Source organism: Nitrosospira sp. TNL200 (assembly GCF_055386305.1).
Map to the genome: position 1 here is coordinate 3,274,797 of NZ_AP041003.1, position 26,167 is coordinate 3,300,963.

Below are 26,167 nucleotides of genomic sequence, written 5' to 3' on the forward strand. Positions count from 1 at the left end.
GCAAGTCGATGAAAAACGCTTGCAAGAAAGAGCTGAATAAATCTCCGCCAGGCAGGCCTGCGCCTGCGGCACATGGAAAGAGGCTTGAAGCAATATGGAATGGTGAACCGCGTGGCTCAATGCCGCAAGCCGCCGGGCGGAACAGCAAACGGCGCTTTCTGATCCAGCGGCTGAGGATCCAGTACGGCGACTGTCAGACTGTCATCCTTAAGGTACTTTTTTGCGACCTCACGCACCTGTTCGGCGGTTACGGCCTGCAACTTTTTCAGCATGGTATCCACATCCCGGTGGGACATGCCTATGCTCTCCAGCTGGCCGATCTGCATGGCCTGGTAAAACATGGAGTCGAGCTGAAATACATGACCAGCCACGACCTGCGCTTTCACTCGGGCGAGTTCTTCTTCAGTCACCCCTTCGCGGATGAGTTTTTCCACCTCCCCGCGCAAGGCTGTTTCCAGATCACCAACCGTTTTGCCCTCGCTGGGCGTCCCGTCGAGATAAAACATGCCGGGGCCGCGCGCCGTAGAGTCGTAACCTGCTCCTGCCGAGTTCGCGACCTGCCGCTCGCGCACCAGTTCCTTATTAAGCCGGGCAGATTCATTGCCATCCAGCACACCTGCCAGCATTTCCAGCGCATAAGGCTCCCAGTCGGCAGCCGGATCCCGCAATACGGGCGCGTGATAACCCATCGCGATATAGGGTAGCTTGGCGGGAGCCTTTACCGTAAGCCGCTTTATCCCGATCTGCGGCGGCTCCTTTTGCGGTTTGCGTTCTTTCAAGGACGATACCGGATGTGACTTGATATGGCCGTAGTATTTTTGCGCCAGTCTGAAAACCTCTTTCCCACTCACGTCGCCCACCACCACCAGTACGGCGTTATTCGGAGAATACCAGCGGTCATACCATTCCCTGGCGTCGCGAACTGTCATATTTTCCAGATCATCCATCCAGCCGATTACGGGACGGCGATACGGATGAGCCTGGAAAGAAGTCGCGGCCATTTTTTCATGCACCAGGGCACGCGGCTGATCGTCGGTCCGCAATCTGCGCTCCTCCATCACTACCCGGATCTCCTTCGAGAATTCTTCCTTCGTCAGAACCAGGTTACGCATCCGGTCCGACTCCAGTTCCATCGCCAGCGGCAATCGGGATTTCTGCAGTTGCTGGAAATAGGCCGTGTAGTCGCGGCTGGTGAACGCATTGTCCCGGCCGCCCGCCGCGGCAATGCGTTTCGAGAATTCCCCGCCCGGGACTTTGCGCGTTCCCTTGAACATCATATGCTCCAGCACATGGGCCACGCCAGTAGTACCATTCAACTCGTCGACGCTGCCCGCCTTGTACCAGATCTGGGAAATTACCACGGGCGAACGGTGATCTTCCTTTACGATCAGCTTGAGCCCATTGCCGAGCATGTACTCATGAGTCGTGGCAAATGCGTCGGGCGCAGCCAGGCAGCCGAGAAAAACGGCGCCCGCCGCAACTGTTCGAATGACGGGAGAAAGCGAAATGGCGAATAAATAGTTTGGCATTTTAAATAACCTGAATCGGGGCAAACGGCATAAAATTCGGATCAACCGCATCTTCTGCATGAATCTCCCATGGCCACCAGCCAAGGAATTCTGAATACGTCCTCGGCAGAGCGTCTTGCTGGTAAAATCGGAGCGAGTCTGATTTTATCAGCAACCCGAGGGGCAAAGGGACAAAGGGACAAGGTTTTGCGGGTAACGGTCTTGCCGGGTTCCTGGGAAAGAGAGCCGGTCGTTCGTGTCATCCCTTGACGCATCCCTCCGGCAAAATCAACAAAATCATTGTTTCGCAGAGCAGGATTATCCAGAAATCCCCAATTGTCGACAGCCTACCAGAATGCCGAGTTTCTTTAAATCCAAAAATAACACCGGTTCCGCCCCACCTGTCGAAGCAGGCACAGGCGGCTGGGCTGCACGTGTCAGGCAGGGGCTTTCCCGGACCCGGAACCAGTTTGGCAAGCAGGTTACCGCTCTGTTTGGCAGCGGCAGGATAGATGAGGCGCTTTATGAGGAGCTGGAAACGATATTGCTCGTATCGGATGTCGGCGTGAATGCCACCAGCTGGCTGCTCGAGGACTTGAAGAGACAGGTCAGGCGCGATGGGCTGACCGATGCCGCACAACTCAGATCCGCGTTGCAGCAGGCGCTGGTCAATCTGATCGAGCCTCTGGCCCAGCCGCTTGATACCAGCACAGCCAAGCCCTTCATCATCATGCTCACAGGCGTGAACGGAGCAGGAAAAACGACTTCCATCGGCAAGCTCGCCCACTATTTCCGGGCGCAGGGAAAATCCGTGCTGCTGGCAGCGGGAGACACTTTTCGCGCCGCTGCGCGCGAACAACTGATAGCCTGGGGCGAGCGCAACGATATTGCCGTGATCGCCCAGGAAAACAGCGGCCAGCAGAAGGGAGATCCGGCAGCGGTCATCTTCGACGCTATCAATGCGGCAAAGGCGCGCGGGGTAGATATCGTGCTGGCGGATACCGCTGGGCGGCTCGCAACCCAGCTTCATCTCATGGAAGAAATCAAAAAAGTAAAACGCGTGATCGGCAAAGCCTGCCCGGGCGCGCCGCACGAGGTGCTGCTGGTGCTCGACGCCAACACGGGTCAAAATGCAGTTAACCAGGTTCAGGCTTTCGATGATGCACTCGATCTTACCGGCCTCGTCATCACCAAGCTCGATGGCACGGCCAGGGGGGGCGTCATCGCCGCCATCGCGAAACAACGCGAGCAGAAGAGCCTGTTGCCGATTCGCTTCATCGGCGTGGGCGAAGACATGGATGACCTGAGGCCGTTTGTGGCAACTGAATTTGTCCAGGCATTGTTCGATTGAACTGTGGAACGGGCCAGGCGCTTGAAATGAGACTGTTCGAGACGGTAACACTCGATGATTAGCTTTAGCCAGGTTCATAAGCGCTACCCCAACGGTTTCGACGCACTCAAGAATATAAGCTTTGCGCTCGAGTCTGGAGAAATGGCACTGATAACCGGACATTCCGGGGCGGGAAAAACAACGCTGCTGAAGCTCATTGCAGCTATCGAACGCCCTACTTCCGGCAGTATCATCGTCAACGGCCAGAATGTCGGCACGCTGCGAAGCGGGGCAATTCCGTTCCTCAGGCGTAATCTCGGCCTGGTCTTTCAAGACCAGAAGATTCTGTTCGACCGCAGCGTATTCGACAATGTTTTGCTGCCCTTGCAGATAAGCGGGTTTGATGCCCGCTCATCGGCCGCACGAGTGCGCGCCGCACTCGACAAAGTCCGGTTGCTGGACAAGGAGAAGGCGCGCCCGATCACGCTTTCCGGGGGAGAACAGCAACGGCTGTGCGTGGCCCGCGCCATCGTCAGCCGGCCCTCCATCCTGATAGCCGACGAGCCTACCAGCAACCTGGATGCCGATTATGCGAGAGACATAATGGATATGTTCAAATCATTCAACCAAGTGGGAGTGACGGTGTTGATCGCCACTCATGACAGCGAATTGCTCGGGAACGCCCAGCAACGGGTTTTTACGCTTCGCCAAGGCGAGCTGGCGACGTGAGCGTCTGGCTTTCTCATCATTTCGAGGCCTTCGTGCTGGCGCTGAAACGCTTGCTGATGTCGCCGCTAGGCAGCCTGCTCAGCATCAGCGTCATAGGAATCGCCTTCAGCTTACCCGCCGGTATTTATGGGATGCTGGAGAATCTTGAGGCAGTGGCCGGCCAATTTTCGACCACCCCCCAGCTGAGTCTTTTCCTGAAACTGAATACAAGCGAAGAAGCGGTAATGGACGTGAAATCGCGACTGGAACACCATGCAGGCATCACTACCATCCAGTTCATTTCGAAGGAAAATGCGCTACAGGAGTTTGGACAGAGCACTGGGTTGGCGGATATTGCGAAAAGCTTTGAACAGAATCCGCTGCCGGATGCTTTCGTGATTACGGCAAGCAGCGTTCCATCCTATCAGCTGGACGAGTTGCAAGCGGAGTTGCAGAAGTGGCCCGAGATCGAGCATGTGCAACTGGATTCCGCCTGGGCCAAGAGATTGGAGGCAATGCTCAGCCTTGGCCGGCTTGCTGTCCTGATGCTTTCGGTCCTGTTGAGCGTCGCCCTGCTGGTGGTTACGTTCAATGTCATACGTTTGCAAATCCTCACGATGAGGGATGAAATAGAGGTATCAAAGCTGGTAGGAGCGACCAACGGTTTCATCCGCCGCCCGTTTCTCTATTTTGGCGCGCTTCAGGGAGCGGCTGGAGGAGCCGTCGCCTTGCTTATCACGACACTCGGAATCAACCTGATCGATGAGCAGCTGAAAAACCTGATGCATCTCTATGATATCAACTGGCAGCTCTATCAACTTTCGCTGGGAGACAGTCTGAGTTTATTATTGTTTTCGGCCTCGCTGGGATGGGCCGGAGCCTGGCTCTCGGTGGAAAGTCACCTGTGGCAAATAGAACCCCGATGACCCATGATCCTCAATCCGGCCCGGAACTTCCCGATAATTTGTTCATCTTATCAATATTACCCCTATTGCCCTATCCCAATTGTAATTAGGCGGCATTTACCATATCCGGAGGAAATATGACCTTTGCCCTGGCCTTGCCTTCAGCTAGCGGTAGCATCGAAAGCTACATCCAGACGGCCAATCGCTTTCCTATCCTTACACAAGAGGAAGAGGTCCGCTTAGCCCGATCCCTGAGGGATGAAGGCAATATCGACGCGGCACGACAACTGGTTCTGTCGCATCTGCGCATTGTCGTTGCCATTGCCCGCGGGTATAAGGGCTATGGACTGCCGCAGGCCGACCTGATACAGGAAGGCAATATAGGGCTCATGAAAGCGGTGAAGCGCTACGATCCGGAACGCGGCGTGCGGCTGGTATCGTTTGCGGTGCACTGGATCAAAGCGGAAATCCACGAATTCATACTGCGCAACTGGCGGCTGGTAAAGATCGCGACAACCAAGGCGCAGCGCAAGCTGTTCTTTAACCTCCGCAGCATGAAACCGGTGCTGGATACCATGAATCCGGAAGAAGTGAATGCCATAGCCAGTCAATTGGGAGTCAGGGCAGAGGATGTCGTGGAAATGGAAACCCGCTTTAGCGGGCGGGATATCTCACTGGAGCCTTTGGGCGAGGAAGACGATGAGGAAACGTACAGCCCGATCGCCTATCTTACAGATGGATCTGAACCGACCCAGATGCTGGAAGCCGAGCAAACCAGGCGATTGCGTGGAGAGGGACTGGAACGGGCCCTGTCCAGCCTGGATGCGCGCAGCCGGCGAATTATCGAAGCGCGCTGGCTGAGGGAAACGGATACCGCGACGCTGCACGATCTTGCTGACGAGTTGGGAGTATCCGCCGAACGCGTTCGCCAGATCGAAGTAAAGGCAATGCAGAAAATGCGAACGGCAATGGCGCCTGGAGAATAGATAGCGAAACGGCGGGGGAAGCTTCCCGGAAAGGATGCTGTCAGGCCGAGCGATTCTCCGCCCATTGCTCGGGCGTAAGCGTTTTCATGGAAAGGGCGTGAATTTCCTGTTTCATCCTGTCACCGAGCGCCCGGTACACCAGCTGGTGCTGCTGAACCTTCGTTTTTCCCTGAAATTCCGCACTGACGATAACTGCGCTGAAGTGATAGCCGTCATCACCTTCCACATGAACAAGTTCGCAAGGCATCGCAGCTTCGATGTGACTTTTTATGCTTTCCGGAGTAACCATTTTGCATCCTTTATATTGATCCTGGATCCGGTAGTTGACCGCTCATTTCCAGTTTAGAACCCATTATCCACAAAGACTTTCTGTGGTTCTCGACGTTCACCTATAGGTGAGTTCGCTACAACTGCCGGATTTAGGATAATACGTGATCCGGTTTTTATCTGGCCGAGTTTTGCGGAATCAATTCGAAAAGGTCATATAATCGCACGAGGCTAGTCAGTTTTTCCGGCATATTCATGAAATCGATTCGCCGTCCGCGACGGTCAGCCTCGCGCTGCCATTCGAGCAGCATGCTGACTGCCGACGAATCCACATTCTCCACCTTAGAGAGATCGATGATTTGAACTCCGCGATCGAACAGGGCGATGCCTTGCTCAACAACCGCCGCGACATTATGGATGGTTATCGACCCGGCGACACGCAACAGATCATCCTCGGACAGAAGCACTTCCGATAACACGGACTTATCGCGCCGCAGCTTTTTTATCGTTTGCTACCAGCGCCCGGTTTTTGTCCACCAGCGTTTTAATCAACTTTTCGACCCCTCCCTCGCGTACCTGATTATTGAAAGTGCTGCGATAATTGGTCACCAGGCTGACGCCAGCCACCGTTACATCATATACCTTCCATCCGTCATTGGTCCTCTCCATGCTGTAGTCCATCGGCACCGGCTGCTGCCCTTGATCCTGCATCACTTTTGTTTTCACGGTGGTATCGGTAGCATCTCCCAGATCTTTTAATGGTTCCACTGTAATGGTATGGTCGCGGTAGGTGGTCAGCGCATTTGAATAGGTGCGCACCAGCAGTGTCCTGAACTCATCCACTAATTGCTGCTGCTGGTCAGGCGCGGCTTTCGCCCAGTTCTTGCCCATAGCCAGCCGGGTCATCCGGGTAAAATCGAAATGCGGCAAAATCTTGGCTTCGACCAGATCAAGAATCTTTGTGGTATTGCCAGCCTGAATTTCCTTGTCCTGTCTGACGATGGCCAATACCTCCTGCGCCGTCTTGTCCACAAGGGCATCCGGACGCACCTCGATCGACCATGCGGGGGCCGCAAAGCCTAAAAAGAACGTTGCAAGCAATACAAAGGCAGCAAAATGGGTTTTCATGATTACCTCGCTAAAAATTAACCTGTAACTACTTGACTTTGAGGCTGAATAAAGCGGCAAGCGGCTTCCTGGAATTGCCCTAATCCTTGCTATTCTTTTCTTCCTTGTTCTCCGACGCCTTGTCGAATAAAAAGCGGCCGATCATTTCTTCCAGGACCAGTGCCGAGTTTGTTTTCATGATCTTGTCGCCATTTTTCAGTAACGTATCGTCACCACCTGCCGCTAATCCGATGTATTGCTCTCCCAGCAGCCCGGATGTCAAAATGCTGGCGAAAGTATCCTTGGGGAATTGATAACGGGTATCGATATTCATGGTTACGGCCGCATCGTATGTCTTTGTGTTGAGCTGGATGTCCGTTACCCGCCCGACAACCACCCCGGCGCTTTTAACCGGTGCACGGACTTTCAATCCTCCAATATTCTCGAAATTACCCACCAGGGTGTAGCCCTCGGCCGAACTGTAAGTACCCATATTTCCTACTTTCAGCGCCAAAAACAGTAGTGCGCCGATTCCGGCAAGAACGAACAGTCCTACCCATAAATCCATTGTTGCACGCTGCATCAGCTCATTCCCCTGAACATGAACGAAGTCAAAGCGAAATCCAGTCCCAGAATCACCAGGGATGAAGTCACCACGGTACGGGTCGTCGCTCCCGATACGCCTTCAGCCGTGGGAGACGCGTCGTAACCCTCGAACACCGCCACAGCAGTCACTGCCACCCCGAAGACACATGTCTTGATAATGCCGTTGACGATATCGTACCGAAAATCCACGGCATTCTGCATTTGCGACCAGAACGAACCGTCATCCACGCCGATAAGCACTACGGCAACCAGATAGCCGCCGAATACCCCCACTACCGAGAACATGGCTGCCAGGAACGGCATTGAAATAACGCCGGCCCAGAACCTGGGGGCGACCACCCGCGCAATGGGGTCAACCGCCATCATTTCCATTGCCGCCAGCTGTTCCGTGGCCTTCATCAGGCCGATCTCCGCCGTTATGGCGGAGCCGGCGCGGCTGGCAAACAGCAGTGCGGCCACAACCGGACCCAGCTCGCGCACCAGGGACAATGCCACCATTGTCCCCACGGCCGATTCGGCCCCGAATCGCTGCAGTGTCTCGTAACCTTGCAAGCCCAGCACCATGCCGACGAACAATCCCGAGACGCTGATGATGATCAGCGACAGCACCCCTGTGAAATAAAGCTCGCGAATGACCAGGCCGAAGCGGCGAAGGCTGGTACCGGATTTAAGCAATATCAGCAGGAAAAAGCGGCTGGCGTAGCCTAGCCGCCATGTACTATCAATTACCCGGTGACCAATGCCTCGGATGCCGATAGCGATGCGTCTAGGCAAGACCAGTCTCCAGTTTCAGGTCGCTTGCGTAGGCCTTTGCCGGGTAGTGGAAGGTCACGGGACCATCTTCTTCGCCATGCACGAACTGATGCACGAAAGGAGCAACCGATTCCCGTACTTCGTCCGGCGTCCCATGCGCGGCAATTACGCCATCGGAAATGAAATAGACATAATCGACGATTTTCAGGGATTCCTGCACATCGTGCGTCACTACGATGGATGTCATGCCCAGCGCATCGGTGAGGCGGCGAACCAGGTTTCCAATCACGGTTAGTGAAATGGGATCCAGTCCGGTGAAAGGCTCATCATACATGATGAGCAGCGGATCAAGCGCGATCGAACGAGCCAGCGCGACGCGACGCGCCATCCCTCCCGAAAGTTGCGCGGGCATGAGATCGTGCGCTCCGCGGAGCCCTACGGCCTGCAGCTTCATCAGCACCAGATCGCGTATCATGGACTCCGGCAAATCGGTATGTTCCCGAATCTGGAATGCCACGTTATCGAACACGGACAGATCCGTAAACAAGGCGCCGAACTGAAAGAGCATGCTCATCTTGCGGCGCAACTGAAAAAGCTCATCTCTCTTCAGCTTGTGCACGATCTTGCCCGCGACTTTCACATGACCCGAAGTCGGGACGATTGCCCCGCCAATAAGACGCAACAAGGTGGTTTTCCCGCTGCCGCTGCCTCCCATGATGGCAATGACCTTGCCGCGATGCATCGTCATATTGATCCCCCTCAGCAGAGGACGCTCACCGTAGGAGAAATTCAGGTCGTTGACTTCGACCAGGGTTTCAGATGCCATTCTGCGCAAGCTGGGAATATCGGGTTGACGGGATTTCAATTTTAATCCAAATGCGCCTCCAGCACAGCCCATTAATGTGTGGCACATTCAGCGCCGATCCAATATCGCGTTGACGCCGCTTACCTTCCACTTTCCGATATTTACAGCTGTATCAAAATAAAGCGATGCCCCGAACCGGGATAAATCAGGGAAAAGGGCATCCGTTGCGCTCAACCCGCCGCTGCTGAGATGGAGCTAGGCATTGAATTCGTGGTCTGGCCCAGGCACTCGATCGGATCTCTTTTTTTCGCGCTAGGCGCCGGGGGAAAAGACGCGGTTTGCCGCAGGCTGATCCCGGATATCCGTCAGCGCCGCCTCAAAGGAAGGAAGCGCCTGGGAACGAGGCGCATGATTACGCACCATGGCATTGGGGATGATTTTGCTGGAATCCTGAATTTTCAATCCCATTCCGGAAGATTCGATATTCAGCAATTCCGGGCGCAACGGGGATTGCACGGTGCATCCCAGCAGCTTGCAGTATTGGTCCAGAAGCGGTTTCGCGGCAGGCATGGCGTCAGCGATATCGTTACGATAGAAATAAACAGCCTGTGCTGCCAGCACCATCAGTAAAAAGAAGGAGGCAATGCTCCATAAAAGCGAAACCGGCCGCTCGCCATCGTATGCATGATTCCGACGCATGCCACGCGCGCTCCCGCTCCGCCGTGGAATATCATCTGGCTCCGGTATCTCGTAACCTCCGGAGTGCGGTGGCGCCATTGCGGATTCTTCTGGTTTCCCCCATCCCGAGATATATGGCTCGACGGAGGATGGACCATGCGCTGCTGCCGCTGCGGCCAGCGATTGCGCCGGCGGGTTTTCATGCCCGCTATGCGTGCGTGAATAAGTTCTCTGCGCCAGGATCTGCTGCAGATCGGCTTCGGAATCGATCGTGCCAGTTCCGGGAGCAGGTTCGGGGGCAGGCTTTGGATCAAGCTCGGGAGCAGCTTCGGAAGCCACGCTGGGAGCAGCCTCAATGCGAGGTTCGGGAATCGTACCCGAGTCAATCGCAGGAGCCTCAGGAGCCGCTTCGGAAGCATCGGACAACGTTTCCACGGGCGTCGTGTCCACGCCCTCCGCTGTTGCGGGAACAGCCGATTCCGGCTCCTGCATGGTAGCCAGTGCGGAAAAACCATTGAAGATGCGAGTGCAGCGCCCGCAACGCACGTCGCCGCCATGCGCCTGCAGGTGGATTGGCGTTATGCGGAAGGCAGTACCGCAATTAGGACACCGGGTAATGAGCGCCATGGCTTTTCTCAAGAAAATCCAGCATCACTTTCTCGTCCCTGACAGCAATACCCAGCCCTCCCGTTCACCCGCGATCCGCATGTCCACCCATTGTTGATAAGCCTCGATGACCTCTCTGGCCTGCTCATCCAAGATGCCCGACAACGCTATGCGTCCGCCTGGCTTCATGGCGCGCGACAGTATCGGGGCCAGCATGATAAGGGGCTTGGCCAGGATATTGGCCACTACGATATCTGCCGGCGGCTGGCCTTGGAAAAAAAAATCACCATGAAATTGCGTTTCCGCTTCGCTGCATCGATTACGCAATGCATTTTCGCGGCTTGCCGCAATCGCATGCGGATCGATATCGATCCCGATTACACGAGCGGCGCCCAGCTTTGCCGCGGCAATGGCAAGTATGCCTGAACCGCAACCATAATCGAGGACATCTTCCCCGCCTTGCAGGTTTTCGTCAAGCCAGGCAAGACAGAGCCACGTGGATGGATGGCTACCCGTGCCAAAGGCAAGACCCGGATCGAGCATAAGGCTGATCGCGGAAGAGTCCGGGCTTTTATGCCAACTGGGAACGATCCATAAACGTGATGATATTTGAATGGGACCGAATTGCGATTGCGTAACCCGTACCCAATCCTGTTCCTCGATAGAGGTGGTGATGTATGCCGGGGAATCGCTCAGCCGGGCCGCCCGAATCGCGGCTTTCATCATCGCGGGAATATCTGCGTCTGCCCCAAATAGGGCGGTCATTTCCGAAGCGGACCAGGTCTCTCCCGGGACTTCTCCTGGCTCGCCAAACAGAGGTTGCTCCCGCTCCGTCCCCGCTCCCGCGTCGCGAATATCCACCGACAGCGCGCCCAGCTCGAGCATGGCATCGCTCAGCGCTTCAGCATGAGCGCTATCCGTCTCAAGGGTTACGGCGATCCACGACACTGGGTCAACAACCCGAAGGTGAGTTGGACATCCGTATGCTGCTTCCTTGATTTGCCATTTTCCTGCCGCTCATCTTTTCCAGAAAACAGAACCTTCACACGGGTTCCAACCTTCTTTCCCTGGTTAACAGGCGCTAGCCCGGCTTGTTATAGTTGGCAAGTTTTTGCTCGAGATAGTGAATGCTGGTTCCTCCATTCAGGAAAGCGCCATCGGACAACAAGTCGAGATGCAAAAGCGTATTGGTCTTGATGCCTTCAATCACCATCTCGGATAGCGCGATGCGCATGCGGGCGATGGCCTGTTCGCGATTATCCCTGTGGGCTATGACTTTGCCGATCATGGAGTCGTAATAGGGCGGCACCATGTAGTTAGCATAGACATGGGAATCAACCCGGATGCCTGGCCCTCCCGGTGCATGATATTGGGTAATGCGACCGGCTGACGGGGTAAGCTTGTATGGATCTTCAGCATTGATGCGGCACTCGATTGCATGCCCCCGGAATGCGACATCCCGCTGGCGTATGGTGAGTTTTTCTCCTGCCGCAGCCCGAATCTGCGCCTGCACCAGGTCGATTCCGGTGATGGCCTCGGTAACAGGATGCTCCACCTGTAAACGCGTGTTCATTTCGATGAAATAGAACTCATTCTTCTCGAACAGAAACTCGAACGTTCCGACACCGCGATACCCGATTCGGCGGCACGCGTCCGCGCAACGGCCGCCGATACGATCCCGCATTCGCGGGGTGATGCCGGGCGCCGGCGCCTCCTCGAGAATTTTTTGGTGGCGGCGCTGCATCGAGCAATCTCGTTCCCCCAGATGGATCACGTTCCGGTGCTCGTCCGCAAGTATCTGGATTTCGATATGACGCGGATTTTCCAGATATTTCTCAGCGTAGACCGTGGGGCTGCCAAATGCTGCCTGAGCTTCGTTGCGCGTAATAATGACCGCGTTCGACAGCGCCGCTTCCGTGTGAACCACTCGCATTCCCCGGCCGCCTCCACCCGCCGCCGCCTTGATGATGACCGGATAGCCGATTGCCCGGACGATTCCCCGTATTTCGTCGAGGGATTCGGGCAAGGCGCCATTCGAGCCAGGCACGCAGGGAACACCCGCCTTCTTCATCGCGTTTTTGGCACTGACCTTGTCGCCCATCAGGCGAATAGTCTCCGGACGCGGACCTATGAAAACGAAACCGCTTCTTTCGACACGCTCGGCAAAATCGGCATTTTCGGAAAGAAAACCATAGCCGGGATGGATCGCTTCGGCATCGGTGACTTCCGCCGCGCTGATGATCGCCGGAATATTGAGATAACTTTGTGCCGATGGCGCTGGCCCGATGCATACAGACTCATCGGCAAGCTTTACATACTTCGCGTCCGCATCGGCCTGGGAATGCACCGCGACGGTTTTGATGCCCATCTCGCGACAGGCGCGTTGTATCCGAAGGGCGATTTCACCACGATTGGCTATTAGAATTTTTTCGAACATTGTCTACGTAGTGTCTCGCCGAGCCGATGAAAACCTGCTTCCTCCATAACGAATCGAATGCCGGTCATTCGATCACGAACAAAGGCTCGCCATACTCCACCGGCTGACCGTTTTCCACCAGCACCGCCTTGATTGTTCCGCTCTTGTCCGATTCGATTTCGTTGAGCAGCTTCATTGCCTCGATGATGCAGAGCGTATCGCCAGCCTTTACCGTCTGCCCGATCTCCACGAAGGGATTGGCGCCGGGCGCCGAAGAACGATAGAACGTACCTACCATGGGTGACTTGACCACGTGGCCTTCCGGCAATACCGCCGCCGCAGCCGCCCCTGCGCCTCCGGGAGGAGGAGCCGTTGCAACCGAACCGGGCTGCGGTACAGATAGGGGCGGCGCGGTGGCCACCTGCGTCTGGGACGAGGATGTCGATCTGCTGATGCGCACTTTTTCCTCGCCTTCGGTTATCTCCAGCTCGGCGATGCCGGAAGCCTCTACCAGATCGATCAATTTCTTGAGTTTTCTTAAATCCATAATGCACCTCCCGGAGCACCGCCCAGTCTAGGCGTCCTGAACTATCCCAATGCCGCCATGCTCAATGAGCTTCCGTATCCAGGCTGCTTACGCCACTTGTAAAACAGAGGCGAAAGCAACAAGCTGAACCACTGCGGTCGCACAATAATCAATCGCATAACGCGCATCCCGCATCCATTAATTTGCGTTTGGCAAAGCCTGGCAGCCAGCTAACCCTCTGCACGAATAGAGGTCAAGGCAAACTGCAATGCCAGCTCATACCCTTTCGCCCCCAGGCCGCTAATCACCCCTACCGCGAGATCGGAGAAATAGGATTTCTGGCGAAAGGCATCCCGGGCAAATATGTTGGAAAGATGTATTTCGATAAAAGGAATGCGAGCGGCCGCGAGAGCATCGCGCAGCGCGATGCTGGTATGGGTAAATGCTGCCGGATTGATGATGATGAAATCAATCTTTTCCTCAATTGCGCGATGGACTTGCGCTATCAGGTCAGCTTCGGCATTACTTTGATACGCCTTTAACCCTGCGCCCGCTTTTTCGGCTAAGATCGTTAAACTTCTGTTAATTTCCGCAAGCGTCGCATTGCCGTAAATACCGGGCTCACGCGTTCCCAACAGATTCAGGTTGGGGCCATGGAGAACCAGGATTTGCCGCAGTGAGGGAGCGCTCTTTTTCATGGCGGCAAGTTTGACTTAAACCGTTCAACTTGTCTAGGTGTTGAATGCTATTCGGCGAAAATGGCGTGAAATAGTAACCGTTATTTATGGAACACTTGTGAATTCCTGGCCAAACCCGGGAATTTACTTATGAATTTGCTTAATGAGGTATTTTTGCGTGGTTGCTGATGGTGACGGGTGAGGGGAATGTATTTTTACCGGCTGCGTACTTTGCGGTGCTGTCCGGTTCACGGTAATCTTTCCCTGACATGGCAGTTGGGAGGGGAATCCGCTTTCTCACCTGAGAACTCATTTGCCCGCAGTTTTTCAAACCTCTATAATCGGGATGTATTTCCTTGGGCTGTTGTAGCTCAGTTGGTAGAGCAACTGATTCGTAATCAGTAGGTCGGAGGTTCGACTCCTCTCAACAGCACCATAAAAACAATGATTTGAATATGCCACCGGTAAGTAACTAAGGTAGTTTTTATTTTGTGTAGGGTAAATGTAGGTTTTTAGTTCTCCAAGCAGCATTCAGAAAAAGGTTGACCCTATCTCCGAATCAGTGTGGCATAGCAGTCAAGGTCGGCTTTCAGGGCGGCCGGACAGGCAAAGGTCAACTTGACGCTCTCGGTCTTGGGCAGCGGCCCCAAGCGCTGCTTCTTGATTGTGCTCATCGCATTGCTCCCCTATTTGAAGAACATCGGCTCGTCGCCGATGGACACCAAGATCTTCTTCCAACTCTTTTATTGTTCGTGACAACGGCGGCGATTGCTCAATGTGCAATCGTTCAGCCGCGCGAGCGAAGTGGAGTTCTTCAGCTACGGCCAAGAAGTATCTGGTGCCAAAGTTCTATTGAGGGCCACTTCTACTCCTGCTCGCATCGGTTTGCTCGCATTAGCAGCTTTCGTCGAAAGCACCTTGTCGAGTGGTCATTGATGATGCCCACGGCTTGCATCCATGCATAGACAATTGTTGGGCCGACGAACTTGAACCCCTTTCTCTTTAGCTCTTTCGAGATTCGCTCGGAAAGAGGCGAGCTTGCTATCCAGCTTTGCCCGTTGCCCTGCAGAGCCTTACCATCAGTGAACGACCAGCAGAAGTCGCTGAAACTCTCACTCCGACTTTCCATTTCGCAGTAGATCTGCGCCCCATGAATCGTCGCCTCGATCTTTGCCCTAGCGCGGATGATTCCTGAGTCTGCCATCAACCTAAGAATGTCGCGCTCATCGTAGCGTGCAACCTTCGCTGGATCGAAGCCCGAAAATGCCTTACGGAATGCGTCACGCTTGCGCAGCACGATGATCCAAGCCAGGCCTGCCTGAAACCCTTCAAGCATCAGCGTCTCCCATATCAGGCGTGAGTCACGAATAGGGATTCCCCACTCGTGATCGTGATACGCCTGCATCAGCGGATCGCTGTCAGCCCACTCACATCGGATAGCCAACCCTTGTCGATCATTCTTTGTCATCCCTTGGCGCCCGTCAGTTTCCGCACGCTTATTCGTGTAATGGCTTGCGCTGAAAACGAGAAGACCCCAAAAATCGCAACTGTTGCTCATGTCAGAGCAGAACAATCCGTTTGACGGCCGGTACTCCAAATCGGTGGAATCGTCCCAGGTCAAGGGAATGATCCGAACCGCTGAATCTGGCGCAGCACACCAAGCTACACATTCCAGCGCGAGAGCCTATGTATGGGAGAAATACTGATTTAGGTCATAGACAAGACCCGAAAACGGCATATTTAAGGCGCTATAGACAGCGTTTGCTTCGGGAGCAGCGTTGTCGGCCAAGATTTCGACAGCCACGTTTGAATAACCAACAGGGATAACGCCTGCCTGGATCATCCGCATTATGCCCAGGTCGGATTGTTCTTTCGTAAAGCTCCCGGCTGCGTCGACGACTGCATACGTCGTGTAGCCATCAGCCAGGGCCGCAATTGCCGGCAACGCCAAACAAACATCGGTCGAGATGCCCGTAATAACGAGCTTCTTGCGCCCCGTTGCTTTCACGGCGGCAACCACGCGGGAATCGTCCCAGGCGTTCACGGTGGTGCGTTCGATGCGCTGGATGCCAGCCAGCGCTTCCTGGAGTTCGGGGATCATTGGTCCTCACATTCTTTCGGTCGTGGTCGTAACGATAATGGGAATCTTGAGAGCTTGGACTGCTTTCGCCAATCCCACGATATTGTGCTTGAGCTGCAGGGTATCGATATCACGGACACCCGTGTATAAGCCAACCTGGTGATCGACAATCAGTAAAATCACATTGTCCCGCGTCAGACGCTCATAATGGGCACTTTGGGTTGCTTTCGTATCCACCGTAACGGATTCCGCGTCAACAGCATTGGCTTGCAAGGACGGCGTATTCATGACGCGATTGCTACGGCAAAGATTGCGTTACGGAAAAATTGAACGAGCTTCATATTTCACTCTCCTTGTAGTTGTGGACGGACGGTACCTTATTACGCAAGTAATATAGAAGCATCAATTTTGCCAGTCAACCGTATGGCGAGCCGGGGTCTCGCGAGAACTTTTACGGATGCTGGAAGCGGAAGCGAAGCGTTTAAATGATGCGGCTGGGGGTACTTCAGTCCAATAGCAAAACGCCTGGATACGGTTATGATACGAATAGATTTTTGACGCAGGATAGATTGGCGTCTTTCGGCTTGCAGGTAATTATAACTATAAGTATCTGGCCCCCCGCCGTTCGGCTCGACAGGAACAGCGTACTGCCGGATTGCTCCGAAGGCCCCCTAAACAGGAGCTCAGGAAATTCGATGGGAATGATATGGAACAGGTAACATTTGACCAGACCTACGAGCTGGCGGAGATTCTTATCAATAAGGCAACAAAAGAGCAGCTTGCTGAATGTGCCCGGCTACTCGCGTTGAATCTAGCACATCACCAGATAAAGCACGGGGAAATCCCCATAGACCAGACTTTGGCATTGCTGCGAACTTTTGAACGCAGCGAAGAGCATTTGAATCTGCTGATCGAAGGGATGCTGAATCTGATAGGCGTACTGATGAACGTGTGCGTGGGAGTGGGACAGTCGAAGCACTAAACCTAAATCCGGCAGTTGCCCGCTGATTTTCAGTTTAGTACTATGATCCACAAAGACTTTCCTCGGTACTCGACGTTCGCCTGTATGGCGAGTTCGCTACAGGGCGGATTCAGGTTAAAACCGGCCTGACACGGATTGATCCAGCCGGTTTTATTGCACTTTTGTTTCTGCCAACGATCGATATATAGGTGCGCCCACACCGATAGCCCCTACCGTTGATTTGCAGGAGTTAAGGTGGGTCCGAGCCGCGCCGGCTCGACCACAGAGCGGCCTGAGTGGAATGCCTGCCGGGGAGGTTACTGCAAGTCCTGGGGTAGAATCCGGCATCGGCCACAGTCGTTCAGCATTTTATTCCTGAGTTCGAGGAATAGCATTTGGCCCTGGTTTCGCGCGTTTCTTTCTGTCTTGTAGCTGCATCGGATAACCGGCGTTCATACCAGAATAGCGTTCCTATCGTATCCACCAGGCGGATCAAGAGACGAAAAATCCGTGAAGCCGCCAGTTCAACTGGTTTATGCATAATTAACCTCTCTGTTCAAGGTGTCCTGTCGTTAATCCGCAGAAAGAAGGTTTGCCAGGGCATTCGTCATAGCGGTCCGGCACTTCTTTTCCCCCGAGGGAATGGTTTTTATCTTATCAATTTCATTGTGGATAGCTATTGGACCTAAGTACAACTTGTTACCTATAAGCTTTAGACAAGCCCTCGCGGACATGTGGCTGATAAAATCGGATAGTCAAGAAAGCATATGACGGTGGTCGTTGCGGAGTACGACGCCAAGGTGCGATATCCATGGCTTCCCGAAGCGCGACCCACGGACTTCGCGAAGCGGATCGAGTAGCGGTTGAATGCAGCAGGACACCGCGCCGGTAAAGACTTGGTTCTGCTGCCTAGTGACTGGTATGGGCGTTTAGCGTAAGTGTGTGCTTACTTTCCTCCAGGAGACGTAAGTGCCGCGGAGAACTCCACTATCGATCAAGGGGAGACTCTGGAGGTGGCATCAAAACAATGGTGAGTATGGATTGCCGTAAAATCCGGAATGGATTTCTATTGCGCTTTCCGAATGCGGTAGTTTCAGTTGAGGGGAAAAACCGGAATTGGTATTTGATCGATTATCGACAAACTCTGTGGGACGCAAGCATGGCTCGAAATGATGGAAGACAGTATCTGGCGGAGGGCGTGAGCGGAAGGGAAGCCTGGTCATGGGCGATGTTCGATTTCGCCAATTCGGGTTATACGACAGTCGTCATTACTGCTATTTTCAATGCTTACTTCGTGGCCGTGGTTGCGGAGGGTAAGGAGTGGGGAACGTTCGCCTGGACGGCTTCGCTTGCGGTTTCGTATGCGCTCATCGTCCTGACCGCTCCGGTACTTGGAGCCTACGCCGATGCTTACGCCGCAAAAAAGCGCCTGCTTGTTTTCAGTACCATCGGCTGCGTGATATTCACTGCGCTGCTGTCTTTGGCCGGGTCCGGCGAGCTCTGGCTGGCTATAGTCTTTCTTGTCTGTTCCAACTTCTTTTTTGGCTGCGGCGAAAATCTCATTGCCGCATTTTTACCGGAGTTGGCGCGGGGCAAGGCGCTGGGGAAGGTGTCCGGTTGGGGCTGGAGTCTGGGATATCTGGGTGGGCTGGTCAGCTTGGGCTGTTCGCTCGCCTACGTGACTTGGGCGCAGGGCATGGGTAAGACAGCGGAAGAGTTCGTTCCTGTCACCATGCTGATTACCGCCGGGCTGTTCGCCGTTTCCAGTATTCCGACTTTTTGTTATTTGAAAGAACGGGCGCTGCCTCAGCCGCATTATCCGGGGCGAAATATCATGCTGGAAGCATTCTCCCGGCTGGGCCATACGCTTCGTCACGTGCGCGATTACCGGGACTTGGTGCGTTTTCTTGCCTGCCTGGTGTTTTATCAGGCCGGCATTCAGGCGGTGATTACTCTGGCGGCAATATATGCGCAGCAGGCGATGGGTTTCAATACCAGCGACACCATGTTTTTGATTCTTGTGGTTAACCTTACAGCGTCCGCGGGGGCTTTCTCTTTCGGTAACCTACAAGACAGAATCGGCCATGTGCCGACCATTGCGCTGACTCTGGTGGGTTGGATCGTCATGATTTTGCTAGCCTGGATGGCGGAGGGCCGCACGATGTTCTGGGCAGCTGCCAATTTGGCGGGGCTATGTCTGGGAGCTTCGCAATCCGCGGCGAGGGCGCTGGTAGGCTACTTCAGCCCCGATACCCGGCGAGCGGAGTTTTTTGGCCTGTGGGGACTTGCGGTAAAGCTCTCGTCGATACTGGGCCCGCTGACATATGGCGTGGTAAGCTGGGTTTCGCAAGGCGATCACCGTCTCGCCATGCTGATCACCGGTATTTATTTCATCATCGGCCTGATAATACTGGCGGGGGTGGATGTACAGCGAGGCCGCCGTGCCGCGCTGCATCCAGATGCTTTCCCGGATAGCTGATCCAGCCAGCGTGATCAGTGATGCATATGATGATCATGGTGGTCATGTCCGGACGCTGGCTTCTTCGTTTCAGCGGCTTTCTTCTCGGACTTTGCTTTTGGCTTGAGCGGAGTAAAACGGGCGGACTGCGCCTCGGCCTCCGGCAATTTCAGAAAAACGATTACGACAGTGTCGGGAGTGAGTGAAAATTCTCCCGTTCCCTTGAAGGTATTGTCTCCCGCCGGTTCCAGCTTGATCGATTCCGTTGGTTTGGCCTTGCCGACTTGGAATGCCAATTTGCCCACACCGCCTTCCGTACTGATTTTTTTATCCGAGTGGTCTGCCACATAGAGCGTGATTTCCTTATCCTGGGTTACCAGCTCCAGGTGGTAGGGGCCTGCCATGCGCATCTGGCCACCATGAGGCGCATTGATGGAATCGAAATATGCTTCGGTGTGAGCCTTGGCAGGCAGTGACACGGCCATCGCCATGCTGATCAGAGCGGTGGCCAGGAATTTGTTCATCTTCATTCTCCTTAGTGTGACGGAATTGTTAACCTGCTGTGCGAAAATCATCGTAGCGTCCCGCTGGTCAGCGAAGGCGATTGGATACCTTGCCGTCGCCCTCAATGCACATGATCGCCTGGGGGAGGGAGGATTTCCTTTTCGGAATTGAGCTGGGCGACCTGCTGCATGAGGGCATCGGCATTGTCCCAGGCGGAGCCATCGGCGCTGGGGATCCAGCGCGCGCGCAGGTAGCCGTAGCGGTCCACCAGAAATTCCATGTGCGAAGGGAGGCTGCCCTCTCCCAGGAGGTCGGGCTTGTTCAGGGTGCGGCGAAACAGTTTGTAGCTTTGCACGATCTCGTGCGCGCCCTGGGTCACCACCGGATACGGCACCTCTTTGGTGATGTCATCGATTTCCTGCGAGTCCGGATCGTCCTCGGGCACGGCCAGGAGCACGGTGTTGGCGTTCTTGAGCGCGGGGTAGAGCTTGGCCAGTTGTTCCATGCGTTCGCGCGACTGCGGCCAGGAGAACAGCACCAGCAGTACGTTCTTGCTGCCGCGGAAGTCCTTGAGGGTGCCGCTTGAGCCGTCCTGGGCGAAGTAGGAGAAGTTGGGCGGGCCCATGGAGGGCTGGGGCTGGCTGGGCACGACTTTGGGGCTCATGAGGCGCGCCTGGTAGCCGCGCGACATGGCGTGCAGGTAGTTGACCACGTCCCAGCGGTCTTCTTCGGAGAGCTTGTCGCCAAATACCGGCATGCCGGTGTCGGGAATGCCGAAGGTGAGCCAGTGGAAGAAGTCGCCTGCGGTGTGCTTGGCGGTGTGCGGTTCGGTGAGCATGTCCACCGGGGGCTTGGCGAAGCTCTTGGCCATGACGCCGTCGCCCTTGCCCTGGAGCCCATGGCAGGCCACGCAGTTCTCGGCGAACAGGCCCGAGCCGTTGGCTATGGAGATGGTGTCGAACGGAACCGGGGTCTTGCGATAGGTCTCGGGGTAGGCGTCGATGGCAAGCGGGGGCAGTCCCACTCCCAGGGCGATGACGGCCAGGAGTATCGGGATGCCGATGCGCCGCCTGGCGTCCCAGTGCTTGATGCGCCCCAGGACGAGCGCGCCGCCTGCCAGCGCCAGCAGGGCTACGCCGCTCCAGGCGCGGATCATGACGCTGGGTTCGCCCCAGGTGGCGGCGAGCGAGAAGCGGAAGGAGTAGGGCCAGTCCTGGATGATGGCATGTTTGGCGGGCACGGTGTTGGCCACGATGGTGGCGAGCAGGACGATGCCCATGGCCAGGACGAATTCGAAGCTGACCCACTTCCTGAGTTTCTGCCCGCCCGCAGCACCGTTCATGGCTTTCTGAGGGGGGCCATTCCTGCCGCCTTCGGCCGATGCCCGCCCGGTGAGCTGGGGCAGCCAGATCGAGCGGGCGCGCGCGGCGATCACGAGCACGATGGCCAAAAGGCCGATCTTGGCATCGAGTATCCAGCCGTAGCGGGTGGCCACGAGCGCTCCATAGCTGGTGTCGACCATGCGGTCGGTGATGATGACGCCGGTGGCGATCACGGCCAGCATGACCGGCAGGGCCATGGCGGAGAAGCGCTTGAGGGCCTGGGCGTCGCCGGCGATGGCGTCTTCGCGCGACTGGAACAGGGCGTGGATGCGCTGGATGGCCTGGGTCTGGATGCCGGGATGGGGGGCGTGCGCGCCCGGTTCGGTGCAGGCAAAGCACACGACCAGGAAGGCGGGCAGCGCGCCGAACCAGACGCTGGCGAGGATGATGTGCAGGGCGTAGGGCAGGATGGAGGCGATGGAGAGGTCTTCGGCGGCGGCATGGCTGGCGAGCGAGCCTACGGTGAGCGTCAGGGCGGCGGCGCTGGCGCACAGGATGTAGCGCCAGCGGGCGCGCGTGGCGTGCCGGGCGTAGCGGATGTAGAGGGCGATGGCCATGACCAGCACGGCGCAGGCGGCGCGCGCCGCCCAGATGTGTCCCATGCGGGTGTTTTGCATCAGGGCAAGCCAGGCCCGGGGGTCCCAGGCCTTGTCGGGATTGCCGGTGGCCTGGCCGGTGGTGGTGGCCAGTATGCCCAGCAGCCCAACCAGGAGAAGGAGACAGAGCCAGGGCAGGGCGCGCTCCAGGCGGGTGACCCAGGGGGAGTGGTAGGCGCCGGCAATGGCCAGGAACACGCAACCGCCGACCAGGATCATGTTGGACGCAAGCTGTAGCCAGCGCAGGAGCGTCGCGATGACCTCGATCATTTCTGCGGTGCTTTGCTCTTTACGGTAAAGTCATAGGACGAGTCGACCACGTGCCCGTCCACGGACAGGACGCGAAACTTTACCGTGTACTTCCCTGCCCCCAGTTCCGGCAGGGGCAGCACGATGGATTTGGGGTCGTCGGCTGCCACATGCGGCTTGGCTTCGGTAACGGGGGTAGTCTTGGCCGCGTCATGCACCGCAAGGGAGGCGTAATCCTTTTCGATTTCTTCGTTGAACCACAGGCGCACTTGCGAAGGCGCCTTGGTGAGCGCGGCGCGGCGCGCGGGCTCGGCCTTGACGAGCATGGCGTGCGCCAGTGCCGTGCCGCTGTGCAGTCCGGCCATGGCCAGCGCCAGCATGCCCGCCGCGGCAAGCCGCCGAATCCGCTGGATCCGCTGGATCTTGTAGGAAACCCGAAATGATGCCATTCTCACTCCTCGTTCAAAACTAACCTGACCGCCGCCCATGCCCGGGCACTGGTATCTGTTGGACTGCCTCGCTGCAGTATGGTTCGGCCAGGAATGCCCGATGGCGCCTGGCCGGTTTGCCATCCTTGCTCTCTTCAGGCCGCCGTAGGGGATTTGCGCGCGCGCAGGAAGAATACCGCCACGGCGCCTATCACGGCGGCAATGCCGAAGATGAGGTAGGGGGAGGTGCCCTTGGGCTCGCCTACGGAGAAGGGGAAGCGCGAGATATACTCCTGCTTGTCGCCCACGGTCACGAGGCCGACGAATTTGCCAGGCTGCATGAAGTCGTATTCAAAGTTGATGGAGCCGTTGGGGTAGACCTTGGCGGGAATGTGCAGGATGGTGAGGGTGTCCAGGTTGCCCGGTTCCTTGCCGGGATCGCCGGTGTCGCGGATGATGCGCACTTCGGTGGGCAGGGGACGCAGGGCTTCTTCGATGTAGTCCAGGGCGACGACGGTGCGCCCGATGGCGGGAATGTCTTCGCAGAATTCCTTTTCCTGGGTGGCTTCGGGCTGGTAGCCGGTAAAGTGCATGGTGTAGGGCCCGATGGTGAGTTTGCAGACGTCATCGGCCAGGGAGAGGCCGCCGTGGGCCTGCACCTGGGCGGAAAAGGGAATCCCGATCGCCAGCAGCAGGCCGGCAAGTGCGGATTTCAGTGTGTTTAGGGACATGTCGAATCGCCTCTTGAATTATTGTCAAATCTTGTCAAATCGTTCACGGAACTGCGGATCCGGTCCGGTTCCTGTTCTCCTGCTAGCGCCGTGAATCGCGCCAGCGCTGCAGGCGCTTGGATTTCACGAGCTTGTATGCAATCAGGATCAGCACCAGCAGGCCGATCAGGGGGCCTACGGCGGTGCGGAATATCTGCGCATAGTTGATCATCTGTACCCGCAGCGGATACTGGTAGCGCAATGGCGGCTGCCCTTCGGCGGTGATGATGACGGTGTACAGCCCCTGGTCCAGGCTGGTTTCTCCCTGGATGACGCCATCAGGATGGTAGCTTGGGCGCAGGTAGGTCACGGTTTCGTCTTCGGCCTCGTTGGTGCCTCTTATCACGCGCATGCCGATGGGCATGTCGCGCAGGGCCTGGTCCACCAGGTCCACTACCAGGTAGGTGTCCCCGCCTTTGGGTATCTCGGTGCAGTACTGGGCGCTGGGCTCGAATTGCGGCTGGTAGGCGCTCAAGTGCACCATGCTGTCGCCAATGCGCCGCACGCAGCTGTCTTCTTCCAAGGATACCTTGCCATGCGCTCCCGCGGCTCCCGCCTGCAGGGTTGCTATCAGGACGAGTATTGTGGCGCATGCCTGTGTTACTTGCCTAACCACCTACCGGTCCTCCGCTTGACTATTACGCTGTTTCACTTTCCCGCCTGCGCGCGGCGATGCCGGCACGGGAGGTTGCTTCTGTTTCGCTCACGTTAAAAAACACCGATCCACTGCCGTCTGGCGACGGTGGCGGACCGGTGTTTCGCCTGGGTTGCTTTAGAGTTTGGTGAAGACCGGTATCACAGCGCCTGCTATGCTGTTGATGTTGCGGTCGCCCGAATCGCTCCATGTCATGAGCAATCCGCCAAACCGGCTTTCCGGGTCGCCCAGAAGCGCCATCAGCCGCTGTACTTCCCACAGTGCGTCCTTGGCTTCCATCTTGACTTCGCGCGTCTCTCCGGGCTGGATCGGGCTGTCGTTGTCAAACGAAAGTCCGGTGGCTACCAGTTCCTTCGGATAGTTGCGGTCCAGGTGCTTCAATCCCACTTTGTTGATGAACCGTACGCCCGCAGTGGTGAATTCGCCTATGCGGTAGGCGGTGTCGCCACTGTTGGTCACGGTCATGGTCACCCGCAGGGCACGCCCCGGCACGTCGTAGTTGGCGTGCGTCACCTTGATGGCGATGGGGTTGGGCTTGACGGGCATGGGTTGCACTTTGGATTCGCCCGCCTGGATGGGGACGGTGTACGGGTGCTTGGTCTCGGTGTAGCGATACCCGCCCCAGACGATGCCAAAGGTGGCAATGAGAACGATCCAGGCCACTTTCTTGTCCATGGGGTCGAGCAGCAGGTCGTCTCCATAGGCCAGCAGTACCCGGCTTCTGGGCAGGAACATGGGCCGGGCTACGTAGTAGCCGATCCAGAAGATGCCAAGGCCCAGCCACAGGATGTGCCAGAACATGCCGTTGTTGAAGTTGAAGGTCTCGGTGTCTATGGTCTCGCCGGTCAGCAGCTTGACGGGGTTGGTGAAGTCGTCCCAGCTGCCGGTGATGTTCATCCACGCGGCAGGGCCGGCAATCGGGCCTGCGTCCTTGATGTTGACCATGGCGTGCATGTGGTGGCGCCCGGGTATGCGCGCCTTGAGCCTGACTTCAAAGGCGTAGTCGCGCCCGATCTCCAGGGGGCCGGAGATGTAGGTGGGTTCGCCGTTGAGCTTGGTGGAGAGCCGCACGAACACGGGGCTGGGGCTGCCAACGTTGAAGAAGGCGCGTCCCGGCTTGCCTACGGCGCGCGGCCAGTCTTCGGCAAGGTGGAATTTGCCGGTCATGGTGGCGATGTCGTTGACCTTGGTGGTGTCAGGACCCCATTTCATGTCGTACCACTGGATGGTGCGCATGCGCAGGAACGGTTCTTGCGAGCGTTCGCCGTGCGCGGCCGCAGGGGAGATGTCAAGCATGAGGCTCAAGGCCAGGGTGGCAGCGCCAGCTACGCCGGCTATCCCCACTTTGCCCAGTTTGATCAGGTTCTTTGCGTTCATTATTTGATCCCCTCCGGAAACCCTTCTTCTCCATAGGCGGTGACGTCATTCTTCATGGATACGCGTCCACGCGGGCCTTTGACGTAGAAGAAGGCGGTGCAGTAGATCTTGCCAAAGTACCACCATACGCAGAACATGAGCATGGAGACGAAGGCGGAGAAGAACGCGGCTATGACGGTGGTGTGGCCGCCAAAGGTGCGCAGCGATCCTTGTTCGATCAGCCGCACGTACTCGGGGGTGCCGGTGCGTACATACAGGAAGCCGGTGTAGTCGGCCAGGGAGAGCAGCACGCCTTCAGCCACGAGCGGCAGGTGGGTCGGGCCAAAAATGGGCCAGTTGCCGGGGTAGAACAGCAGTCCGAACGCGCCTCCGCCTACCAGGGCGGTGATCATCCAGTTGCGGGTGAGCAGCATGACGGTGTCCATCACGAGCGCTCCCGGTATCATGGTGGAGGGAAACACGAAGTTGATGGGGTAGTGCGACCACCAGTAGAAGCCCCAGAACCGGGTCAGCCATTCGCCTACCAGCAGGCAGACGATGCATAGGGTGGCGCCATAGGGCAGCCGGTAGTTGACCCATAGGTAGTACATGATGGCTGCACAGTAGGTGATGCCCACGATCGGGGTGACCACCGGCCACCATTGCCGGTCTTTCCAGTCCAGCCAGAAGTCCCAGTCTCCTGCCAGCAGCATGAAGTGCATGTGGTAGGTTCCAACCAATAAAATGCACAGAATGGGAAAATAGATCACGTCTATCATCCTGGACATCTTTACCGCTTCCGGCGGCATTTTCGCCGCCCGTATTATTTCATCTGTTCTGCTCATCGCGC

General features: G+C 56.4%; 29 protein-coding genes, 1 tRNA gene and 1 pseudogene. 7 read left to right on the top strand and 24 right to left on the bottom strand.

The features are described 5' to 3' along the window. Positions 1–116 precede the first annotated feature (116 nt). On the bottom strand, positions 117–1,529 hold the full coding sequence (locus ACZ5CE_RS14850) for a M16 family metallopeptidase (protein ID WP_464575671.1): 1,413 nt from the start codon (positions 1,527–1,529) through the stop codon (positions 117–119). Between the two features lie 334 nt (positions 1,530–1,863). Here ACZ5CE_RS14850 and ftsY point away from each other — a divergent pair, with 334 nt between their 5' ends. The 4 genes from ftsY (at position 1,864) to rpoH (ending at position 5,437) form a co-directional block, all read left to right on the top strand. Further along, complete coding sequence (gene ftsY, locus ACZ5CE_RS14855) at positions 1,864–2,859, top strand: signal recognition particle-docking protein FtsY (protein WP_464575672.1); 996 nt, start codon at positions 1,864–1,866, stop codon at positions 2,857–2,859. Between the two features lie 54 nt (positions 2,860–2,913). Then, a complete protein-coding gene (gene ftsE, locus ACZ5CE_RS14860; protein WP_464575674.1) occupies positions 2,914–3,567 on the top strand; it encodes a cell division ATP-binding protein FtsE in 654 nt (217 codons plus the stop codon). Then, positions 3,564–4,472, top strand: coding sequence for a permease-like cell division protein FtsX (ftsX, locus tag ACZ5CE_RS14865; RefSeq protein WP_464575675.1), 909 nt, complete (start codon positions 3,564–3,566; stop codon positions 4,470–4,472). The genes ftsE and ftsX overlap by 4 nt, the downstream gene beginning before the upstream one ends. 116 nt (positions 4,473–4,588) lie before the next feature. Further along, the gene (gene rpoH / locus ACZ5CE_RS14870) at positions 4,589–5,437 is read left to right on the top strand and encodes an RNA polymerase sigma factor RpoH (RefSeq protein WP_464575676.1); all 849 of its coding nucleotides are present in this window, start codon (positions 4,589–4,591) and stop codon (positions 5,435–5,437) included. 40 nt (positions 5,438–5,477) lie between these two features. Here the strand turns inward: rpoH and ACZ5CE_RS14875 are convergent, their stop codons facing one another. The 11 genes from ACZ5CE_RS14875 to aroQ all read right to left on the bottom strand — a co-directional run bounded on the left by ACZ5CE_RS14875 (position 5,478) and on the right by aroQ (position 13,899). Further along, positions 5,478–5,726, bottom strand: a complete 249-nt coding sequence (locus ACZ5CE_RS14875; protein ID WP_464575677.1) for a BolA family protein — start codon at positions 5,724–5,726, stop codon at positions 5,478–5,480. 154 nt (positions 5,727–5,880) lie between these two features. Beyond that, positions 5,881–6,183: an STAS domain-containing protein gene (locus ACZ5CE_RS14880; RefSeq protein WP_464575678.1), complete on the bottom strand. Its 303-nt coding sequence runs from the start codon at positions 6,181–6,183 to the stop codon at positions 5,881–5,883. Between the two features lie 4 nt (positions 6,184–6,187). Then, on the bottom strand, positions 6,188–6,832 hold the full coding sequence (locus tag ACZ5CE_RS14885; protein ID WP_464575679.1) for an MlaC/ttg2D family ABC transporter substrate-binding protein: 645 nt from the start codon (positions 6,830–6,832) through the stop codon (positions 6,188–6,190). Positions 6,833–6,911: 79 nt separating this feature from the next. Then, the gene (mlaD, locus tag ACZ5CE_RS14890) at positions 6,912–7,394 is read right to left on the bottom strand and encodes an outer membrane lipid asymmetry maintenance protein MlaD (protein WP_464575680.1); all 483 of its coding nucleotides are present in this window, start codon (positions 7,392–7,394) and stop codon (positions 6,912–6,914) included. Further along, positions 7,394–8,191, bottom strand: coding sequence for a lipid asymmetry maintenance ABC transporter permease subunit MlaE (gene mlaE, locus ACZ5CE_RS14895; RefSeq protein ID WP_464575681.1), 798 nt, complete (start codon positions 8,189–8,191; stop codon positions 7,394–7,396). Before mlaE ends, mlaD begins: the two co-directional genes overlap by 1 nt. Further along, a complete protein-coding gene (locus ACZ5CE_RS14900; RefSeq protein WP_464577548.1) occupies positions 8,184–8,996 on the bottom strand; it encodes an ABC transporter ATP-binding protein in 813 nt (270 codons plus the stop codon). Before ACZ5CE_RS14900 ends, mlaE begins: the two co-directional genes overlap by 8 nt. A gap of 291 nt (positions 8,997–9,287) precedes the next feature. After that, on the bottom strand, positions 9,288–10,280 hold the full coding sequence (locus tag ACZ5CE_RS14905; RefSeq protein ID WP_464575682.1) for a zinc-ribbon and DUF3426 domain-containing protein: 993 nt from the start codon (positions 10,278–10,280) through the stop codon (positions 9,288–9,290). A 24-nt stretch (positions 10,281–10,304) separates the two neighbouring features. Then, on the bottom strand, positions 10,305–11,207 hold the full coding sequence (prmA, locus tag ACZ5CE_RS14910) for a 50S ribosomal protein L11 methyltransferase (RefSeq protein WP_464575683.1): 903 nt from the start codon (positions 11,205–11,207) through the stop codon (positions 10,305–10,307). Between the two features lie 133 nt (positions 11,208–11,340). Next, positions 11,341–12,696, bottom strand: a complete 1,356-nt coding sequence (accC, locus tag ACZ5CE_RS14915; protein ID WP_464575684.1) for an acetyl-CoA carboxylase biotin carboxylase subunit — start codon at positions 12,694–12,696, stop codon at positions 11,341–11,343. A 64-nt stretch (positions 12,697–12,760) separates the two neighbouring features. Then, positions 12,761–13,222 (bottom strand): acetyl-CoA carboxylase biotin carboxyl carrier protein, encoded by a 462-nt coding sequence (accB, locus tag ACZ5CE_RS14920; protein ID WP_464575685.1) that lies wholly within the window; start codon positions 13,220–13,222, stop codon positions 12,761–12,763. A gap of 209 nt (positions 13,223–13,431) precedes the next feature. Further along, positions 13,432–13,899, bottom strand: a complete 468-nt coding sequence (aroQ, locus tag ACZ5CE_RS14925; RefSeq protein ID WP_464575686.1) for a type II 3-dehydroquinate dehydratase — start codon at positions 13,897–13,899, stop codon at positions 13,432–13,434. 339 nt (positions 13,900–14,238) lie between these two features. On the opposite strand from aroQ, the gene ACZ5CE_RS14930 reads away from it, so the two are divergent. Continuing rightward, positions 14,239–14,314, top strand: a tRNA-Thr gene (locus ACZ5CE_RS14930). 112 nt (positions 14,315–14,426) lie between these two features. On the opposite strand, the gene ACZ5CE_RS14935 is transcribed toward ACZ5CE_RS14930, so the two are convergent. From ACZ5CE_RS14935 to ACZ5CE_RS14955, 5 genes and pseudogenes are all read right to left on the bottom strand, one after another. Then, positions 14,427–14,552 (bottom strand): DUF2274 domain-containing protein, encoded by a 126-nt coding sequence (locus ACZ5CE_RS14935; protein ID WP_464575687.1) that lies wholly within the window; start codon positions 14,550–14,552, stop codon positions 14,427–14,429. 46 nt (positions 14,553–14,598) lie between these two features. After that, positions 14,599–14,706: pseudogene (locus tag ACZ5CE_RS14940) on the bottom strand (LysR family transcriptional regulator); the annotation flags it as partial. 37 nt (positions 14,707–14,743) lie between these two features. Continuing rightward, the gene (locus ACZ5CE_RS14945) at positions 14,744–15,499 is read right to left on the bottom strand and encodes a DNA-3-methyladenine glycosylase I (protein WP_464575689.1); all 756 of its coding nucleotides are present in this window, start codon (positions 15,497–15,499) and stop codon (positions 14,744–14,746) included. A gap of 63 nt (positions 15,500–15,562) precedes the next feature. Continuing rightward, positions 15,563–15,979, bottom strand: coding sequence for an isochorismatase family protein (locus ACZ5CE_RS14950; RefSeq protein WP_464575690.1), 417 nt, complete (start codon positions 15,977–15,979; stop codon positions 15,563–15,565). Positions 15,980–15,985: 6 nt separating this feature from the next. Continuing rightward, complete coding sequence (locus ACZ5CE_RS14955; RefSeq protein ID WP_464575691.1) at positions 15,986–16,246, bottom strand: hypothetical protein; 261 nt, start codon at positions 16,244–16,246, stop codon at positions 15,986–15,988. Positions 16,247–16,664: 418 nt separating this feature from the next. Between ACZ5CE_RS14955 and ACZ5CE_RS14960 the strand changes: the two genes are divergently transcribed. Both ACZ5CE_RS14960 and ACZ5CE_RS14965 read left to right on the top strand, forming a co-directional pair. Beyond that, positions 16,665–16,940, top strand: coding sequence for a hypothetical protein (locus ACZ5CE_RS14960; RefSeq protein WP_464575693.1), 276 nt, complete (start codon positions 16,665–16,667; stop codon positions 16,938–16,940). 1,138 nt (positions 16,941–18,078) lie between these two features. Continuing rightward, complete coding sequence (locus tag ACZ5CE_RS14965) at positions 18,079–19,398, top strand: MFS transporter (RefSeq protein ID WP_464575694.1); 1,320 nt, start codon at positions 18,079–18,081, stop codon at positions 19,396–19,398. 14 nt (positions 19,399–19,412) lie between these two features. Here the strand turns inward: ACZ5CE_RS14965 and ACZ5CE_RS14970 are convergent, their stop codons facing one another. From ACZ5CE_RS14970 to ACZ5CE_RS15000, 7 genes are all read right to left on the bottom strand, one after another. Beyond that, positions 19,413–19,901 (bottom strand): hypothetical protein, encoded by a 489-nt coding sequence (locus ACZ5CE_RS14970; protein WP_464575695.1) that lies wholly within the window; start codon positions 19,899–19,901, stop codon positions 19,413–19,415. 101 nt (positions 19,902–20,002) lie between these two features. Beyond that, positions 20,003–22,129 carry a CopD family protein gene (locus ACZ5CE_RS14975; protein ID WP_464575696.1) on the bottom strand — a complete coding sequence of 709 codons (2,127 nt, stop codon included), beginning with the start codon at positions 22,127–22,129 and terminating at the stop codon, positions 20,003–20,005. Further along, positions 22,126–22,557 (bottom strand): copper resistance CopC family protein, encoded by a 432-nt coding sequence (locus ACZ5CE_RS14980; RefSeq protein ID WP_464575697.1) that lies wholly within the window; start codon positions 22,555–22,557, stop codon positions 22,126–22,128. The genes ACZ5CE_RS14975 and ACZ5CE_RS14980 overlap by 4 nt, the downstream gene beginning before the upstream one ends. Positions 22,558–22,691: 134 nt before the next feature. Continuing rightward, positions 22,692–23,267: a hypothetical protein gene (locus tag ACZ5CE_RS14985; RefSeq protein ID WP_464575698.1), complete on the bottom strand. Its 576-nt coding sequence runs from the start codon at positions 23,265–23,267 to the stop codon at positions 22,692–22,694. Positions 23,268–23,349: 82 nt separating this feature from the next. Next, positions 23,350–23,922 (bottom strand): hypothetical protein, encoded by a 573-nt coding sequence (locus ACZ5CE_RS14990; protein ID WP_464575699.1) that lies wholly within the window; start codon positions 23,920–23,922, stop codon positions 23,350–23,352. Between the two features lie 156 nt (positions 23,923–24,078). Then, the gene (locus ACZ5CE_RS14995) at positions 24,079–25,338 is read right to left on the bottom strand and encodes a methane monooxygenase/ammonia monooxygenase subunit B (protein WP_464575055.1); all 1,260 of its coding nucleotides are present in this window, start codon (positions 25,336–25,338) and stop codon (positions 24,079–24,081) included. Continuing rightward, positions 25,338–26,162: a methane monooxygenase/ammonia monooxygenase subunit A gene (locus ACZ5CE_RS15000; RefSeq protein WP_464575056.1), complete on the bottom strand. Its 825-nt coding sequence runs from the start codon at positions 26,160–26,162 to the stop codon at positions 25,338–25,340. The genes ACZ5CE_RS14995 and ACZ5CE_RS15000 overlap by 1 nt, the downstream gene beginning before the upstream one ends. Positions 26,163–26,167: the final 5 nt, after the last annotated feature.

Coding starts and splice junctions, on each gene's coding strand:
- ACZ5CE_RS15000 (WP_464575056.1), bottom strand. CDS start 26,162: ATGAGCAGAACAGATGAAATAATACGGGCGGCGAAAATGCCGCCGGAA.
- ACZ5CE_RS14975 (WP_464575696.1), bottom strand. CDS start 22,129: ATGATCGAGGTCATCGCGACGCTCCTGCGCTGGCTACAGCTTGCGTCC.
- ftsE (WP_464575674.1), top strand. CDS start 2,914: ATGATTAGCTTTAGCCAGGTTCATAAGCGCTACCCCAACGGTTTCGAC.
- ACZ5CE_RS14875 (WP_464575677.1), bottom strand. CDS start 5,726: ATGGTTACTCCGGAAAGCATAAAAAGTCACATCGAAGCTGCGATGCCT.
- ACZ5CE_RS14995 (WP_464575055.1), bottom strand. CDS start 25,338: ATGAACGCAAAGAACCTGATCAAACTGGGCAAAGTGGGGATAGCCGGC.
- rpoH (WP_464575676.1), top strand. CDS start 4,589: ATGACCTTTGCCCTGGCCTTGCCTTCAGCTAGCGGTAGCATCGAAAGC.
- ACZ5CE_RS14970 (WP_464575695.1), bottom strand. CDS start 19,901: ATGAACAAATTCCTGGCCACCGCTCTGATCAGCATGGCGATGGCCGTG.
- ACZ5CE_RS14985 (WP_464575698.1), bottom strand. CDS start 23,267: ATGTCCCTAAACACACTGAAATCCGCACTTGCCGGCCTGCTGCTGGCG.
- accC (WP_464575684.1), bottom strand. CDS start 12,696: ATGTTCGAAAAAATTCTAATAGCCAATCGTGGTGAAATCGCCCTTCGG.
- ACZ5CE_RS14950 (WP_464575690.1), bottom strand. CDS start 15,979: ATGATCCCCGAACTCCAGGAAGCGCTGGCTGGCATCCAGCGCATCGAA.
- accB (WP_464575685.1), bottom strand. CDS start 13,222: ATGGATTTAAGAAAACTCAAGAAATTGATCGATCTGGTAGAGGCTTCC.
- ACZ5CE_RS14980 (WP_464575697.1), bottom strand. CDS start 22,557: ATGGCATCATTTCGGGTTTCCTACAAGATCCAGCGGATCCAGCGGATT.
- ACZ5CE_RS14955 (WP_464575691.1), bottom strand. CDS start 16,246: ATGAATACGCCGTCCTTGCAAGCCAATGCTGTTGACGCGGAATCCGTT.
- aroQ (WP_464575686.1), bottom strand. CDS start 13,899: ATGAAAAAGAGCGCTCCCTCACTGCGGCAAATCCTGGTTCTCCATGGC.
- ACZ5CE_RS14965 (WP_464575694.1), top strand. CDS start 18,079: ATGGCTCGAAATGATGGAAGACAGTATCTGGCGGAGGGCGTGAGCGGA.
- ACZ5CE_RS14850 (WP_464575671.1), bottom strand. CDS start 1,529: ATGCCAAACTATTTATTCGCCATTTCGCTTTCTCCCGTCATTCGAACA.
- ACZ5CE_RS14905 (WP_464575682.1), bottom strand. CDS start 10,280: ATGGCGCTCATTACCCGGTGTCCTAATTGCGGTACTGCCTTCCGCATA.
- ftsY (WP_464575672.1), top strand. CDS start 1,864: ATGCCGAGTTTCTTTAAATCCAAAAATAACACCGGTTCCGCCCCACCT.
- ACZ5CE_RS14935 (WP_464575687.1), bottom strand. CDS start 14,552: ATGAGCACAATCAAGAAGCAGCGCTTGGGGCCGCTGCCCAAGACCGAG.
- ACZ5CE_RS14900 (WP_464577548.1), bottom strand. CDS start 8,996: ATGGCATCTGAAACCCTGGTCGAAGTCAACGACCTGAATTTCTCCTAC.
- ACZ5CE_RS14960 (WP_464575693.1), top strand. CDS start 16,665: ATGGAACAGGTAACATTTGACCAGACCTACGAGCTGGCGGAGATTCTT.
- ACZ5CE_RS14885 (WP_464575679.1), bottom strand. CDS start 6,832: ATGAAAACCCATTTTGCTGCCTTTGTATTGCTTGCAACGTTCTTTTTA.
- mlaD (WP_464575680.1), bottom strand. CDS start 7,394: ATGCAGCGTGCAACAATGGATTTATGGGTAGGACTGTTCGTTCTTGCC.